The organism is Gluconobacter thailandicus F149-1 = NBRC 100600, from assembly GCF_000964465.1.
GTDB classification, from domain to species: domain Bacteria; phylum Pseudomonadota; class Alphaproteobacteria; order Acetobacterales; family Acetobacteraceae; genus Gluconobacter; species Gluconobacter thailandicus.
Window position 1 is genome coordinate 40,767 of sequence record NZ_BANH01000028.1, and the last position, 16,371, is coordinate 57,137.

A 16,371-nucleotide genomic window follows, 5' to 3' on the forward strand; every position below is an offset into this window, starting at 1 on the left:
ACACTCTACCAGCCATTCAGAAAAAACCGAGCGTCTCACAGCCTGATCCAGCTTTAACCGTCCTCACAGGTTTCCGGGTCACAAGGTCGATTTCGGTCAACGTGCCATCATCTTCATTCGCTACGATCACGGTCGTTCCGTCAGGCCTGAAAGCTGCATCCATCGGCTTGTTCCCGACTGCAACGGGGTACTGATCCCACTGCGGCAGACTGATCAAGGTCACGACAGACTCAGAATCGCCAATCACCAGAAGCCACTGTTCGTCGGGGCTAAGACGCACGATCTGTGCGGCTTTGCGATGATGCTTGAGTACGATCTCCTGCCGCAACTCCCCTGCATCCACGTCCATCAGAAACAGAGACGGCTTGAAAGCGTTTGTCACCACGATGAATTTTTCGTCCGGCAAATGCTCGATCCCAGCGACAGATACGGGAAGAATAATTGTCCGCCTGACGGTATCATCGCCAATCCGGATAACAGATAAAGTTGCGTCTTCTTCATTCTCCGTCACGATAAGCTTGCGGCGGGGAAGAATGGTCAGCCTATGGGAATTGCAGGAATATGTAGGCAGAACCGCCGTGACGCGTTTGGTTTCCGGGTTGATCACCGCGAGCGCGGAACTGTTTTCACAACAGACATACAACAAACCATCAGGCCCAAAGCGTAGAGTGTGCGGCGCTTCCAGAGGTGTCAGGTCAATATCGGCAATACGCTTTCTGGCCATTAAGTCGATTACGGTAACGAAATGGTTTGGGTTGGGATTATCGCCATGCACGCCATTTCCGAATGCAGGTATAAATGCCAGTCCGCGTTTATGATCAATTGCCAGTTCATGAGGCAGAACCGGCATTCCCGTAATATGATCCAGCGTCTCCAGTGTATCAGGATCAAGGAAAAGAACCTGAGCAGCTTTTTTATCGACCGCAATAAGCCCGTTGCCGCGTGCACTGATCATAAGGGCTATCCTTTGGCTCGTTTTTCAGAAGTATTCTCTGAATGAAAACGAGCTATTGGACGTTCAGTTTTGTGTTTTTTCTTCTTTGAAAATCACGAAAAAACCAGCTCTGACAGCAATTTCGTGACTTTCGATTTTCAGAAATCTTACTCTTATCTCTGATAAATATCAGGCCACAGCCACGACAGGAGTTTCCATAGGCTGCATTTCTGCAATACGGAGATTAATACCAGCCCTGACCATACGATCAGCAACTTCATCCGGAAGCCCGGAGTCAGTTATTACGGTATCGAAATCTGATAGATTGGCGAGATGGTTGAGTGCGCTAATGCCAAATTTGCGACTATCCACCATTAGAATTCGCCGGTCTGCCATGTTCATCAACGCACTTTTTGCTTTAATCAGATCTTCGTCCTGATGGTAAGCTGAAAGCCCGTGAATGGCAGATGTGGACATGAACAGCGTGTTGATCCGCAGAGACGTGACACTCCGCTCGCACAGGACTCCCAGAAATGCATCGAAGGTCGGATTATAATGTCCACCCAGTGCAATCAGGCTGATATCCCTTGAACGCCCAACCTTGGTGCTGATCCCAAGACTGTTTGTTACCACCGTGAGTTCCCCGATTGAACTCAGGCGTTCAGACAAAAACCGGGACGTCGTGGAGTCATCAAGTGCAATAGTATCGCCCTCTTCAATCAAACCTGCAGCAATGGCGGTAATTCCAAGCTTTTCCTGAACGGCCTGGCGAGCCCTGTGCGTAATACTGCTGGCAGCAACAGCATTGGACAGTGTCGTAACACTCTCGCCGACCTTTCGAATAAGCCCCTGTGTGGCTAGCGCATGCAGATCTCGGTTCATGGCAGCCCGCGTCATGACGAAATGCGAAAGCAGGTCCTGAATCAGGACGCAGCCCTGTTCGGTCACATAATCCAGTACGGCCTGTCGGCGCGTTGAAAGCCCATGGCTTCCGGGAAGAAAATCGGGAATCATGCTGGTGCCCTTTCTTCAATGATACGGTCAATCAGCTTTTCGAAATCAGGAACATTCCAGCCAGCGCGCCCCACGAACACTCCGTCCACATTGGGCTGTTCAACATAGCTGCGCGCGTTGTCCTGTGTAACGCTGCCACCATAAAGCAGCGGCACGCGCGCGCCGATCTCCGCACCTGCAATTTCGTTCAGAACCCGACGCAGGCCGGTATGAACACGTGCGACACAGTCCGTATCGGCAGCACGCCCCCCTGCACCGATTGCCCAGACAGGTTCATAGGCAACAAGAATGTCAGGCAGATCTTCTACTGCAACATCATGCAGGGCGATCTTGAGCTGCCGTGCCAGCGTTTCATCTGTCACGCCATAATCATACTCTTCAAGGCTTTCCCCAATGCAAAGGAGTGGACGCAGACCGTGACGCATTGCTGCGGCCATCTTGCGACTCACGGTCCAGTCCGTTTCAGCAAAATGCTGGCGGCGCTCGGAATGACCAATCAGCACAATATCAGCGCCACATTCCTTGACCATTTCTGGTGAAATTTCACCCGTCCAGGAGCCACTCTCTTCCCAATGCATGTTCTGTGCACCGACCACAACGTCGGAAGTTTTCAGAACGCCTGCAACGGCCTGAAGAGAGGTGAAGGGTATGATGACGAAGGGCTTCACCCCCTCTGGCGGGTGATAACTCTTCAGAGCCTCGGCCGCTGCAAGAGCCTCTGCCGGCCCTTTGTTCATTTTCCAGTTCGTGCCGATCCAGACTGTCTTGCGTGTCACCATTCATCTCCACACAGAAGAGAGCAATTGCCTATTCTTTATCGCTCAACATAGGAAAGCTTTAACGCTAAATTCTAACACCCAAAACAAAGGAAGTTTCAAAACGAATGATATTTTCCAGTCAACTCTCCGCGCCTAATCACTATGGATAATACCCAGATAGACGCGAAGAAGTTGGAATATAAAGATCTTTTCAAGATCAGGCGGCCTGTTCCAGCAGAACGCTTTCCGTCACCAGACTATCAGATTCGGCCGGACGCAGCATTTTAATGCCCTTTCGGCTCAGCCCATCATGATAGAAATGCGTTGCCTCATTGGGCGACAGATCACCATCCGTCACACGACGCATGGCTTCGATCAGAAGCAATGGATCATCAGCATCGACGATCTTGCGTCCAAAGAGCGCGGCGCGTGCACCGCGGCTCTGAGCCTGATGCACCAATTCAAGGCAGTCGCGTGTTGTTCCGCTGCCGCCGCCCATGATCCCGACAATGACCGTCGGGTCATAATGGCAGAGTTCACTCAGAGCATCTCCCCCATTGAACGGCACCTTGAGGAAAACAGGCTTCTCTTCCTTTTTGAGACCTGCAAGAGATCGGGTGATCATATCATTAAGGAATACGCCGTAATCGTTAGGCGCGATCCGGCTTTCGTTAGGATTGAAAACTTCCAGAAAATACGAGAACCGGTGGATCTGCGCTTCCTCACGGAAGCGGGCAAAGTCTTCCAGAGCCAGCGTATCCTGCTCAACATCGCCGTTAAACGTCATTGAATACAGACCAAGGCCCGTCTGGGCGCGCTCAAGGGACGCCGAGCGAAATGGCATAGATTTCTGGGACCGATAAGAACTTCCCCGACCACGCCAGAGATCGGTCGTATCGTTCGCGCGAATGGCCGTCTGTACTTTTGTTCCGTCGAATGCGTCCCGCTCCAGAAGGTCTTCCAGAATGGAAGCGGACGTCAGCATGATGTCCACAATATCCTGACCGATGATGGACTGGATCTCAGACAGATATTCCGGTCTGGTCCGAAAGTCAGACTGCCCCGGCCGCGGGTTCCGGCGGCGTCCCATGGCACTGATCCCGGCAGCCATATCTGAATCCTTGGCGTCTGCCAGGATGAAATCGTAGCGCGTGTCCTTGCCAGCCACCATGCGTGCAATTTTTTCTTCGTAACGGTTCATGGCTCAAGCCTTCAGAATTTCCTTGGGTTCAGACGAAAGAAGGAATTCACCCGGAAGATTGTGGCGTTCACGCCCTTCCTGCCAGGCAGCCTGAGCTTCACGAGCAATATCCTGCTCGCTCCAGCCAAGCTCTTCCCCAACGACACGAGCAACCTCCTGCACCACGTCCGGTGTCATGTGTCCGCTCAATGCAATAGGTGTCCGCCGGTACAGAACGTCCGACAGTCGGCGGACAAGTTCATTTCTGGCAATAAACGCCAGCTCACGACGCGTGTACGACGGCAATGTTCGCAGGGGCGCATCCGCTTCTTCCTGACAGAACGCCGCAATTTTCCGCGCAAGCGTACCATATCGATCCAGAAGGTCCGCAGCCCGCGGGCGCGGTATCCCGCAGGAGATGGCCAGCTTGTCCAGATAGGCGGTATGCTGTTCCACAGACGGGAAACTACGGCCGCCACCAATAGGCAGCTCTTTCGTGGACGTGCTTCTGGGGTAACCCAGCACATTCAGAATGCGATCAGCCACCTCTTCACCAAGTCCCCGGAACGTCGTCCACTTACCTCCTACGAGGGACAGCAAAGGCGTTCCTGCGAGATTGTCTTCGTGGGTGATGTGATCCCGGCTGATAGCACCGGGGTCCGCCGCGTTCGTCGCTGGCAGAGGTCGCACACCACTATAACGGTAAACAACCTGTTCCTTGGCAATATGGAAACCGGGGAACAAATCCGCCAGCATGCGGAGCATGTAATGCTGCTCCTCATCCGTGCAGACAGCTTTGTCCGGATCGTCAATCCGCAGGTCCGTGGACCCCACGAGCACCTGGCCAAAGAAGGGATAAGCAAGACAGATACGCCCGTCGGGAGTACCAAAATAAACCATCCGTCCCTTTAATTCCCGAAGCAGATCATCATGCTTCAGAAGCAGATGGGAACCCTTGGTGCCTCCAATATACTTTGTCGGGAAGCCAAGAATCGCATTGATCTGATCAATCCATGCGCCGCCCGCATTGACGATCACACGGGCCTTCACAATACGCGCTTCATCCGTCAGAACATCACGCAGCACAAGCTGACCATTCTGCAATGAAACAGGTACGGTATATGTCAGCGCTTTACAATTCGGCGCTGTTTCAAGCGCATCCTGCACACATTCATAACCAAGCCGCTCAGGCTGTGTGATGGCGGCATCATAATACTGAGCTGTCGCTACAACATCCCTAGCCATATGCGGCCATTCGCGACGCGTACGACCGTTCAGGAACAGCGAATGCCGCGGCATGACCCTGGCCCGACGTCCGAGGAAATCGTAGATCTGCAGACCGACTTCCAGAACAAGCGCGCCCCGGTCCGTCATTTTGCCCCCAAGCTTCAGGAAGCGGCGGAAAGACGGAACAATGCCTCCAAACCATGTGCGGATTGGTAGGACCGTCGGTAATGGACGCACCACATGCGGCGCATTTCTGAGAAGCAGATTACGCTCAAGCGTGGACTGCGCCACAAGCTTGAACTCACCTGTTTCCATGTACTTGATGCCACCATGAATCAGACGGGAGGGCGCGCAGGATGCACCCGTGCAGATGTCGCTCCGATCCAGAATGAGCGTTTTGACGCCCTGTAAAGCCAGTTCGCGGAACAACCCTGCGCCATTGATGCCCGCGCCAATAATGACAACATCAAATTCAGCGTTGTCCGAAACAACGGAAACGGATTTCATGGCCTGATCTCCTGCGTCTTTTCAGCTGCGACAAGAAAATTCGATACCGGCATCTGGTCAGTCGTCTCTTGGGCCGACCGCTCCGCCGCCCCCTCATACAGACCTGACCAGAACGGCTTCATGGCCTGAGTAAGCGCAACATAACGCTGGTAAATGCCCTCATAGACGCGGGTTCGGACAGGTTCAGGCTGATAGACAGTCATGGGAATATCCTGCGCCGCAACAGCGTCTTCGAGACTGTCATGAAGACCAACGGCCACACTGGCCGTCAGGGCCGCGCCCAGCGCTCCGGCTTCCCGAACCCCGGAAATTTCCACCGGCATGTTGAGAATATCGGCAAACATCTGAGCGATTGAGGGTTGACCACTCCCTCCTCCCGAAACCCCAAGACGACGAACAGCTCCCGTTAGACGAAGAGTTTCGACATGCTCTCGATGATTGAAGATCGTCCCTTCAATCATGGCCTGAAACAGGTCAGCACGATCATGCCAGGACTGCACGCCAAAAAGAGACGCACTGGCCGGTGCTTCGTAGGGGGACCCGAACAGGAAGGGGTGATAGAGTGGAACCGGACGCTCCGCACGTGAACGATCAAGCCGGGCTTCGACTTCCCGCATCAAAATCTGGGCGGCCTCCTTTTCTTCCGGCAAAAGCAGGCGCGCCAGCCATTCGAGATTACTGGAAGAAGCAGGCGAAATTGCCATGCAATTCCACAATCCGCGCCGGTATCCGGCACGACAGGACCACCCATCCCCAATGACCGGGCGGCTCCGGAAAATTTCGTTGATAGAGAAGGTCCCGGCCGTAATGGAGAGGTCACCGGGCTGGGTGTAACCCAACCCCACAGCCGCAGCCGTCACATCATGCAGCCCCACCGAAACAGGCGTTCCTTCCAGAAGTCCTGTCGCAACCGCGGCCTCACGCGTGATCGCACCACCCCGGTCGCAGGAAAGACGTATCTGTGGAAGTGCGTTCCTGATCTCCCTGATGTCCAGAATATCAAGAATGCTAGTGTTATAGTCCTGCATGTACAGATCGGTGAACGACGTACTGGCTTCCGTCAGATCCGTGGCAATTTCTCCGGTCAGGCACAGCCGGATCCAGTCCTTGGCAAAAAAGACCGTGCCTATCGCGCCATATCGTTCCGGCTCGTGACGCTTCATCCATGCGAGAAGCGTATTGGCCGAATAGGGATAAGGCCGCTGCCCCGCAATCGGAACGATCTTCTCAAGGCGCCCCGCCTGCTTCCACTCTTCGTGCAATTCCGTCGCACGGCTGTCGAGCGACATGATCCCACGCCCCAAGGGTTTACTTGAGCGGTCAAGAACAAAAAGCCCATCTCCATGTGCCGTCACGCCCACACCAGCAATCGTTCGGGGATCCACGCCGGACGTCTCCACCGCATCCCTGACAGCCTCAACGACAGCCTGCCATGCTTCATGCATGTCACGTTCGACGTGTTTCGGCTCATCCATATGCTGTGGAACCCGCCGACGGCCCAACCCTAAGATTTCTCCCGTTCCCGAAAAGACAACAGCCTTCGTCGTAGTGGAACCGCAGTCGATCCCGATTGTGAAATCCTGGCGCATTACTGGCCCTCCGAACGCTCTCTCGCCATCAGCCTTCACGGAACACGCGACTGATAACATGAGAAATGTTATTATCAGGTGATATAAGTGTTATTATGTCCGCGTCAACGTGATAAATATCACTTTCAGCGCTAGAGAGCTTCTTGTGTGATATTTCCTCGCAAAACCTCATCAAACTGCACATCCGAACATTACAAATCCGGCTAGCGCTGGTATGTAGAACTCCCTTTGCCGCGAAACGGCCTTCCCGATGGACAAGGATCTTTTTGACAGATGACTGATGGTTCGGGCGTGATAACTGCCTCCCCTGGCGTCCTTCTCAGCAAACGTCGGGACAATAGCGCCAGGCAGCAGCAGATCCTCGATGTCCTTCTGGAAACCGGAAGCGCGACGATCGAGACACTTTCAGAACGCTTTGGCGTCAGCCGGATGACCATTCACCGGGACGCACATGCCCTTGCCGACCAAGGTTTGATCGATAAACTTCATGGCAGCATTGTTCTTAAAAACCGGGTAGTAACCCAGAAAACAGTCAATTTCCGAAAATCCCGCGCACCTGATCTGAAACAATCCATCATCCATCGAGCCATCTCGATGATTACGCCGGAACAGATTCTGGTATTGGATGACTCGACAACAGTCGCAGCAATGCTTCCTCTCCTGCCGGCTCTTGCTCCCCTGACAATCATTACTAACGCAGTCGGGGTTATTCAGGCTCTTTCCCCTTACCCGAACCTTAAGCTCATCTGTCTTGGGGGAGATTATAATCAGCCGCGCAATGCATTTTTTGGTCTCGTGTGTGAACAGGCGGCCAAGTCTTTGCGCGCCAATACGATGTTTCTCTCAACATCAATCATTCACAATGAAACTGCTTTCCAGAACGATCAGGACGTCGTGAAAGTGAAGCAGGCTCTGATGCAGATCGCAGATCAGACAGTCCTGCTTGTGGACAGCACGAAATTCCGAAAAGGTGGCCTGCATCGACTCGCCTCCCTGAACGAATTCGATCTTGTCCTGACGGACTCTCAACTCAAACCATCCATTCGGAAGTCTCTTATCCAGGATGGAATCAATATAGAAACCTGCGGTTGATTTCTTATTCCGGGAAATTTCGAAATCGAGTTTCCCGGAACATTCATGTTGCGCTTCATTGTCAAACGCAAATGCAGCCATGATTGACTGATGTGCCAGCTTTAAAACTCGAAAAAACACTATTTTAAATCGTTTTTAATGAAAAGACACAGCGCAGCCAAACCTGAGAAGGCATAAAATCTCACTGTTATCACGCCGATCATTTGTGGAAGCACTGACTGGCCAGAATCGGCTTCGAATAATGTCTGGAGCAGAGCGATCTCGCCGCTCCATACCCTTCGCAAAGCATTTTTTCATGTATCTCACACGCCCACACAAAAAAGTTATCTATTTTAACTATATATTTTAGTGAAAAATTATTCCTTGGGCAGACTGTCCTGTTTTCTGCACTCCTGCTCCTTTTTTCCTAGAATAACTGCCACCTCAATACGGGCGGTAGGTATCCTGCGAAAACCTTCATTTTCGTTGAAATATGGCCAAAAACGGAACGGAAGTTTCAATTGGTATCATTTGTGTCCACAATGATATTAACGATATATTGACGATCGCCCAATAACCCGCGTACCCCTTTTTCTCCGTCTTCCTCGACACACCTGGAGATGCTGGAATGTCTGGCATAACATTAAACGATTTCCTGAGTGTCACGCGCTGGACACCAGCCGAACTTGCCGCCCAGATTGATCGTAATCCGGATGACGTCGAATGGTGGTTAAACAACCAGGAACACGTCCCTGAGCGTCTGACTGTCTGGATGAGCCAGATTGTTGACGCCTTTCGGAGCAACCCCGCTCCTAAAGGCTATGCGATGGAGCGTTCAGAGGGCTGCATTTTCAACGATGACCCGTCCATCACGGTCGTATGCTCCGTATGCCGTTTTGCTGCGACATGCACAGCATCCCGGATAATCAGGAACTAACGGCCCGCTTTCTGGCTTTCGTCTCCTACCACGGATGACGTCTTCATGAAGTCTGCCAACCCTCTCTTGAGAGCTTTTTCAAATACTGCGAGCGTTTCTGCTCCGACATAGTGCTCAATACCCTCAGCATCGATGCGCGCGTTCTCTTCACTAATTCCAAGTGCGAGAAGAAAAGCCTCCACAATTCCATGTCGATGCCGGGCCTTGCTGGCCATGTCTTGCCCGGCATTCGTCAGGAACACCCCCCTGTAGGGCTTCTGCGTAACCAACCCTTCCGCTGAAAGCCGCGCAAGCATCTTGGCCACCGTTGGCTGAGACACCCCCAGGCGTCCAGCGATATCAACCTGACGAGCCTCCTGCCCTTCGGACAAAAGATCGGAAATCAGCTCGACATAATCTTCAACCAGAACTTTCTGCCGCGCGGCCCGGTTGGCACGAAACCCCTCTGAATGGGTTTCCATATCCAAAAGTGTCTTCTGCCTGCTCTTTTTCCGTTCCACTGTTCGGCTACCAACTTTCAATATAAATTATTCAGCGAAGAATAAAATATTCCTCTTCTTAATTCCAGCCTCTGAAAAATCGAAAGTCACATCCTGAATATAGCACATTGCATAATTTAGAGATTCACGTTTGAATGGCATTCTGATGCCAGAACAGTCCCTCCCCCCCGAAACAACCCCACGCAACCTGCCTCACAAAGCTGCGGCATGGCGTTTTTCGCGTGATGAGGACAGGACACGCCCTTCTCTTCCGGAAGTTTTTTCCAGTGTGCATGTCCCGAATGGGCAAACATCCTGGGTGAAGCGTTTTCTGGCCTTCGTTGGCCCGGGCTACATGGTCTCCGTAGGCTATATGGACCCTGGCAACTGGGCCACGGATCTTCAGGGGGGTGCCCAATACGGTTACAGCCTGCTCTGCATCATCATGCTTTCCAACCTGATGGCTATTTTGCTACAGGCGCTCTCCGCCCGGCTGGGCATAGCTACCGGCCGTGATCTGGCGCAGGCGTGCCGGGATCAATACCACCCGGTAGTCAATATTATTCTATGGCTAGCCTGCGAGCTCGCCATCATTGCCTGCGATCTTGCAGAGGTGATTGGCACGGCGGTGGCATTGCAATTGCTGTTCGGCCTTCCCCTCCTCCCAGGGGCCATCCTCTCGATCCTCGATGCGTTTATCGTGCTGCTTCTGATGGGGCGTGGCTTCCGGTATCTGGAAGCCTTTGTCATCAGCCTCCTGTCCATCATTGCCCTCTGTTTCGGCGTTCAGCTTATCGCTGCTGCGCCCCCTGTTGCCGGTGTTCTGAAGGGGCTGATCCCCACCCCTCAGATCGTTACGACACCCGGAATGCTCTACATTGCTATCGGCATTATCGGTGCAACCGTCATGCCGCATAACCTGTATCTGCATTCTTCCATCGTCCAGACTCGTGCTTATGAACGCACGCCTTCCGGGCGGCGCGAGGCAATCCGGTGGTCAACCTGGGACAGCACGATCGCCCTCATGCTGGCCCTGTTCATCAATGCCGCCATCCTGATCGTGTCAGCCGCGGCTTTTCATGAAACAGGCCATCAGAACGTTGCAGAAATCGAGGAGGCTTATCGGCTTCTGTCACCCATTCTGGGCTTGGGGATTGCCTCCACTCTATTTGCTCTCGCCCTCCTCGCCGCAGGAACGAACTCGACTGTTACCGGCACCCTTGCCGGCCAGATCATTGTGGAAGGCTTTCTGCGGCTACATATCCCGCACTGGGCCCGACGCCTCCTGACGCGGGGCCTGGCCATCATTCCGGTTGCTGTTGTGACAGTAATCTATGGGGACCATGGTGTCGGTACGCTCCTGCTGGCCAGTCAGGTCATTCTTTCGCTTCAGCTTCCGTTCGCTGTCATTCCTCTCGTGATGTTCGTATCTGACTGCCGCAAGATGGGAGAGTTCACAATCTCCCGGGTAATGACTGCTCTGTCCTGGGGAGTTGCGGGGCTGATCCTCCTCCTGAATTTCAAACTCCTCTACGACACACTGACCGGGTAAAACCGGCCCTTATCCAACGGCTTCTCCATTTTCAGGACGATTGCATCTACGTATCCAAGGCGCGCTTTTTTATATAGTAATTGCTATATTTTTAAATATTGCACTTTCGGGCGCGCCCCCTGGAAAGTCTACCCCCCCTCCGTTCAATTCCGCTTTCTGGAGGATGGCCAAGCAGAGCAGAATTACTATGCTGTCGTTTCCTATCAGCACAGTGCGGAAAAGCTGAACTTCCAGTTTCTCCCTATTTCCGTTCGGCCCGCATTGATTTTACGCCTGCCGCGTTCGTGATCTAGTTTTCCGGATGTGGCCGAACACGAGGCCAAGGATTTTACAACCGGCGGATCACGGCTCGATCTGTCTTCTCACTCCGGATCATACGATCCGCGCTGGCCTGCTATAGTTGCATACAGCCAGCCCGGGAGCCTTCTACACAAACAGCCGCAATATGCAGCCTTCAATATGGAGTACCAGTCACTCACGCACTTCCGTTCGGACGTGACCTGGAAATTCGCGATGGCAGCAGTGTCGGGACTTATCAGGGCCAGTACAGTCAACGCCGGAGTGTTTGTTTTTCACTCGTCTCTGATTTCTGATCCCTCAGACCTTGCTAAGACCTGAAGGCTGCTCCTTCCGGAAAAGTGGCTGTCCCGCTTGAGGCCGGATAGCCCATAGCAGCAGAAGTGCGCCGTAGAGAATGGCGGTGCAATCAACGATCAAGCTTGATGCCGTCACCTGAGACAGTGGCGTTGCAACGGATGCGGAAATTGGCATCAAAAAAGTCAGAATAGCCGATACGAACAGAAGTGTTCGAATAGCCTGCCGTTCCTTGAGGCAAAAACAGACCGCCACACAGGAGAGAAAAACGGCGAAATAAATGATCTGAACGTGCGACATCTCTCCGCCGGCCGGAAGCAATGGAGCCGCGGCCAGAACAGTGGACACACCGGCAACACATCCGAGAGAACAACCAACTGTAAGAGAGCAGAGCAACCGGGTGGAACGCGTATCCTCCACACACCCACTTCCTCTCTCCCGGCGCCTGCGTGAGACAATCCAGAGCTGGTTTCCAGCGTAAAACATGAATGCACCAGCCAACCCCAGCACGGCATATCCCCAGCGCACACCTTCCCCGCCAAAGCTTCCAAAATGCAGGACAAAAAAGGATGTCAGAACAGCCATGGGAAGGGTCTGATGTCCTGGAAGATAATCCGTTGAAAGCAGTTTGCCACTGTACGGATCCACGCCCGCAAAGCCTCCGCCAGCACCACGAGCGCCATATCGCGGGTCATGTCCCGTAACCCGCAAGGCGAGATGACCGCCATGCGAGTTATCATACACCAGCGTTTCCGGCATAAAGCCCGGAGCCTGCTTTGTGATGGTGGCAACGATTTGAGCGGGTTCCAGCGGAGCCCGGAATTCTCCCGCTGGCACTTGCTGTTGATGCAGACCTGAAGCTCGGTCAGCGTGCGGATGACCTTGCACCTGATGAACCGCTTTTCCACCCAGCAAAGCATGTTCAGCGACGTAAATTTCATCGTGAAATGCAAACACCACCGACGTCAAAGCCATGATGATGTGAAACGGCAATGAGAACAGCCCAAGCATACTGTGCAGATCAAGCCACATGCGTTTGGCGTTCTGGCCCAGTCGAATTGCAAAAAGATTTTTTACCAGCCCTGGCAAAACAACAAGCGTGCCTGAAATCAGCGCCACTGAATATAATAACGCCACCACCCCCATGAAGAACCGGCCGACTTCGTGGGGCATCCACAAACCCACCTGCTGATGCAGCATATTGATGAAATGTGCAGCTTCAGAAGGGGGCTGCCGCCTGGTCACTAACGACCCATCCTCTGCAAGAGCTGAATAACTCGCTGCCGCAGGTCCGTGCATCCGTTGCGGCATTCCCCAGACGAGACTGGCCGGCTGAGAGGGTGTTGGATGAAGAACAACCGTGTAAGCGTTTCTGGCTTCCGGATGCTCTGCGAATGTCTTTTCCAGAAGCTCAGGGAAACGTTCCAGAGAAACCGGTGGTGGAAGCGATACCGGCGGGGACGCCCAATCCTGCAGAGGGCGCTCAAACATCGTTATGGCACCTGCATAAAATGCCACAAACAGGAACAGACCACAGACAATTCCGACCCAGCTATGGATCTCACGATACATCCGGACGATATCGGCACGGATTTTCATGACATTATACTCCGCACGCCAATATAGAGGGCCCAGAGCAGGACATTAATGCCCCCCAGAATACCCCAGGCTCTCCAGCCTGTCCGAAACATGAAGCAACTCCCCAATACGGCCGTCCACATCGGAGCTACGAGCCACATCAGGTACTGGGATGCCGGCGAACGCGGATCTCCATTCGTATGGCAAAGCAGCCCCAAAATTCCGACGCATGACAACGCCAGGGTCAGTCCAAGCACCAGACCGGCGCTCGCTTTGGGAAACCAGTTCCTGCTGGAAAGCGGCGCTGACCTCATGGCGCTTTATGCCCCTGTTTCAGAAGAGCCAGTCCGATTGGCAACAGGCTCCAGACAATCATTAAGAGGGTCAGCAGAGCGAAAAAAGCCGTTCCGCTCCCGTAGATCATGAGATGAAAAAGCAGGGACAGACAAAGCAATCCCGTTCCTGACAATGCGCAGATCCTGTTTGTGAGGCGGCATTTCAATAGACGCTGCGCTGGAGCGGCAAGGTACAGAAATACTGCCCCTATCACCCCAATCAACATCGCAAAAAACGTCATCATCATGATGGCTCCGAACACGTTACCAGCGGTATTCCAGACGCGCCGTCAGATTGCGTCCCTGCCCGTAATAGCAGGCGGAAACAGCCGTGCACGTAGCCACGAACCGCTTGTTGGCAATGTTTCGTGCGTTGAACGAGAATGACAGTCCTTTGTAGCGCGGATGAGCAAGCGCAAAATCATACCGCAGAAACAGATCGAACAACGTGTAATCCGGAATCCGGAGCTTATTTGCCGTATCACCGAAGCTGGCGCCCGTATAACGGACGCCACCCCCCATCCCGAGGCCGGCCAACGCTCCGTGCTGAATCCGCTGATCCACAAACAGGGACGCCATCCATTTTGGTGCCTGACCCAGATAATTTCCAACTTGAGACGCCGTATTGGAACGGGTGATTTTTGCGTCGCTTCGGGTTCCGGTAAAGATTACAGACATATCCCAGGGAAGGTTGGCTTTCCCTTCCAGTTCAAGCCCGCGAACACGTCCCTGCCCCGTCTGGACAAGACAGGTGGCTGTGCCACACAGACGCCCGGCTGGATCAGAGGTTGTCATGTTGTTCTGGGTGATCTGATAGCCCCCGAACGTGACGTAAATGCTCTTTCCGTACTGATACCGGATGCCGCCTTCGTACTGGTCACCGGTTGTTGGCTTGAAAGGCTTACCATCCACCGACGTGGACGGATCAGATACCTGAGGTTGGAAGGACTGGGCGTAGCTGAAATAGGGTGCGAGACCATTATCGAATAGATAAACTGCGCCTGCACGCCATGTGAACGCGTTCGAATTGGTGATGTAGCGGGACTTCGTCAGAACATTGAGCGTGTTGTCACGAGCCCAGTCCTGACGGCCACCGATCGTGACGCGCAGACGGTCAAACTTGAGTTGATCCTGGAAATAAATACCGTTCTGCTCACTCACTGTGGCCGAATAGATCTGCGGACCCAAACCAGCAGAATACCCTCTGCTGCCTCTGGCCTGCGGGTTAAAAATGTTCAGAACGGGCAAAACAAGTGATGAATTCACCAAATCACGGCTATGGCGCCAGTTCGTGTAGAAATAGTCCGTTCCAACCAGCAGAAGATGACGCACGGGACCAGTCTGCACATGCCCCTCAAGCTGTGTATCGGTTGTCACGCCCTGTGACTGACCACGTCCTTCAACAGCGCGTCGGCCAACCGTTTCCCCGGCAACACATCCAGCAATAGCCGCCGTACATTTCGAGATCGTATCGCCCGACAGAACTGTGGCGCGATAAAGGGTGTTGAGATAGGTGTAGCGGGTGTTGTTCCGTACCGTCAGATAGCGGTTGAATTTATGCTCAAAGAACGACCCGGCAAGCGCCTGATTGCGGTCAAACGTATCCCACGTTGGTTCACCGATATTGGCATCATTCGCAATATACCGCCCCTTGGATGAATAAAGCGTACCCGTGGAAGGGAGGAACTGGAACGTCGACCCTCCCTGGTCCCGCTGGTATTGTGCCAACAGGGTCCAACTGGTCCGCGGTGTAATCTTCCAGGTCAGACTGGGAGAAATGTAATAACGCCCCGTGCGGACCTCATTGACCTGCGTATCACCATACCGGGCCAATCCGACGATACGCCCGGTGACGGTGCCATCCCTGGTCAGACGACCGGAAACATCCCCGGAAGCCTGCCCTTGCCAGTTGGAAAGGTTGGTGAAACCACTGCTCTGGAGAAAAAATTCACCTTCGCTTTTGTCGGTCGGCCGCTTTGTCACAAGATTGACCACGCCACCCGGTGCCGTCTGACCATAAAGCGCTCCTGACGGTCCCTTCAGGACTTCAATCTGCTGAAGGGCAAACGGATCAAACGAGGTTCGCGTCCACTGCCCTCCGGATGGCAGACGCAGGCCGTCTACAAAGTTGTTGTTTGATGAGAAGCCGCCCGCACCAAATCCACGAACAGAGACTTCATCGACACGACTATCAATACCTGAAGGCTCAGCCTGAACACCGGCGGTATAGGCCAGCGCGTCTGCAATTGTCGGTGAGGCACGCAATTCAATTTCTTCGCGGCTCACGATGGAAATTGATTGAGGTGATTCAATAATGGGCGTCCGCGTCTTTGTTGCCGATGATGCATGCGACATGCCTGTAGCCGTCACAACAATAATTTCTGCTTTGGATTTTCCGGGAACTGCTGATGCCGTATGCGGCTGTGTTTTTGGGGCAATTTTCTGCCCCTTCCCTTCAATATCTCCTGCATTGGCGGGGACTTCCGCACCGGCAGCAGCCGAGGTCAGCCCCGCCAATACAAGAGCAGGAATGAAAGTACGCTTAGCGAAGGGAAACGACATGTGCAGCTCACCGAAATGCGATCGGAAATGCCGCCTCATATTTGCAATTGATAA

General features: G+C 53.4%; 13 protein-coding genes. 3 read left to right on the top strand and 10 right to left on the bottom strand.

All coding sequences use genetic code 11. The features are described 5' to 3' along the window. Window positions 1-16: 16 nt before the first annotated feature. The 6 genes from B7444_RS09415 to B7444_RS09440 all read right to left on the bottom strand — a co-directional run bounded on the left by B7444_RS09415 (window position 17) and on the right by B7444_RS09440 (window position 7,209). On the bottom strand, window positions 17-955 hold the full coding sequence (locus tag B7444_RS09415) for a beta-propeller fold lactonase family protein (protein WP_007282178.1): 939 nt from the start codon (window positions 953-955) through the stop codon (window positions 17-19). A gap of 168 nt (window positions 956-1,123) precedes the next feature. Further along, on the bottom strand, window positions 1,124-1,948 hold the full coding sequence (locus tag B7444_RS09420) for a DeoR/GlpR family DNA-binding transcription regulator (RefSeq protein WP_007282179.1): 825 nt from the start codon (window positions 1,946-1,948) through the stop codon (window positions 1,124-1,126). Next, window positions 1,945-2,727: a triose-phosphate isomerase gene (locus B7444_RS09425; protein WP_007282180.1), complete on the bottom strand. Its 783-nt coding sequence runs from the start codon at window positions 2,725-2,727 to the stop codon at window positions 1,945-1,947. Before B7444_RS09425 ends, B7444_RS09420 begins: the two co-directional genes overlap by 4 nt. A gap of 196 nt (window positions 2,728-2,923) precedes the next feature. Next, window positions 2,924-3,907: a beta/alpha barrel domain-containing protein gene (locus B7444_RS09430; RefSeq protein WP_007282181.1), complete on the bottom strand. Its 984-nt coding sequence runs from the start codon at window positions 3,905-3,907 to the stop codon at window positions 2,924-2,926. A gap of 3 nt (window positions 3,908-3,910) precedes the next feature. After that, entirely contained in the window at window positions 3,911-5,620 is a 1,710-nt protein-coding gene (locus B7444_RS09435) for a glycerol-3-phosphate dehydrogenase/oxidase (protein WP_007282182.1), read from the bottom strand. Then, window positions 5,617-7,209, bottom strand: coding sequence for an FGGY-family carbohydrate kinase (locus B7444_RS09440; protein WP_007282183.1), 1,593 nt, complete (start codon window positions 7,207-7,209; stop codon window positions 5,617-5,619). The genes B7444_RS09435 and B7444_RS09440 overlap by 4 nt, the downstream gene beginning before the upstream one ends. A 273-nt stretch (window positions 7,210-7,482) precedes the next feature. On the opposite strand from B7444_RS09440, the gene B7444_RS09445 reads away from it, so the two are divergent. Both B7444_RS09445 and B7444_RS09450 read left to right on the top strand, forming a co-directional pair. Beyond that, window positions 7,483-8,301, top strand: coding sequence for a DeoR/GlpR family DNA-binding transcription regulator (locus tag B7444_RS09445; protein ID WP_007282184.1), 819 nt, complete (start codon window positions 7,483-7,485; stop codon window positions 8,299-8,301). Between the two features lie 607 nt (window positions 8,302-8,908). Next, on the top strand, window positions 8,909-9,217 hold the full coding sequence (locus tag B7444_RS09450; RefSeq protein ID WP_007282185.1) for a hypothetical protein: 309 nt from the start codon (window positions 8,909-8,911) through the stop codon (window positions 9,215-9,217). Here B7444_RS09450 and mntR read toward each other — a convergent pair. Then, the gene (mntR, locus tag B7444_RS09455) at window positions 9,214-9,717 is read right to left on the bottom strand and encodes a manganese-binding transcriptional regulator MntR (RefSeq protein ID WP_007282186.1); all 504 of its coding nucleotides are present in this window, start codon (window positions 9,715-9,717) and stop codon (window positions 9,214-9,216) included. The two genes, B7444_RS09450 and mntR, sit on opposite strands and share 4 nt — an antisense overlap. A 145-nt stretch (window positions 9,718-9,862) precedes the next feature. Between mntR and B7444_RS09460 the strand changes: the two genes are divergently transcribed. Next, window positions 9,863-11,248 (top strand): Nramp family divalent metal transporter, encoded by a 1,386-nt coding sequence (locus B7444_RS09460; protein ID WP_186810563.1) that lies wholly within the window; start codon window positions 9,863-9,865, stop codon window positions 11,246-11,248. Window positions 11,249-11,845: 597 nt separating this feature from the next. Here B7444_RS09460 and B7444_RS09465 read toward each other — a convergent pair. The 3 genes from B7444_RS09465 to B7444_RS09480 all read right to left on the bottom strand — a co-directional run bounded on the left by B7444_RS09465 (window position 11,846) and on the right by B7444_RS09480 (window position 16,317). Next, entirely contained in the window at window positions 11,846-13,441 is a 1,596-nt protein-coding gene (locus tag B7444_RS09465) for a PepSY-associated TM helix domain-containing protein (protein ID WP_007282188.1), read from the bottom strand. Then, a complete protein-coding gene (locus B7444_RS09470) occupies window positions 13,438-13,734 on the bottom strand; it encodes a hypothetical protein (RefSeq protein WP_016737769.1) in 297 nt (98 codons plus the stop codon). Before B7444_RS09470 ends, B7444_RS09465 begins: the two co-directional genes overlap by 4 nt. 285 nt (window positions 13,735-14,019) lie before the next feature. After that, complete coding sequence (locus B7444_RS09480; RefSeq protein WP_007282190.1) at window positions 14,020-16,317, bottom strand: TonB-dependent siderophore receptor; 2,298 nt, start codon at window positions 16,315-16,317, stop codon at window positions 14,020-14,022. Between the last annotated feature and the right edge of the window lie 54 nt (window positions 16,318-16,371).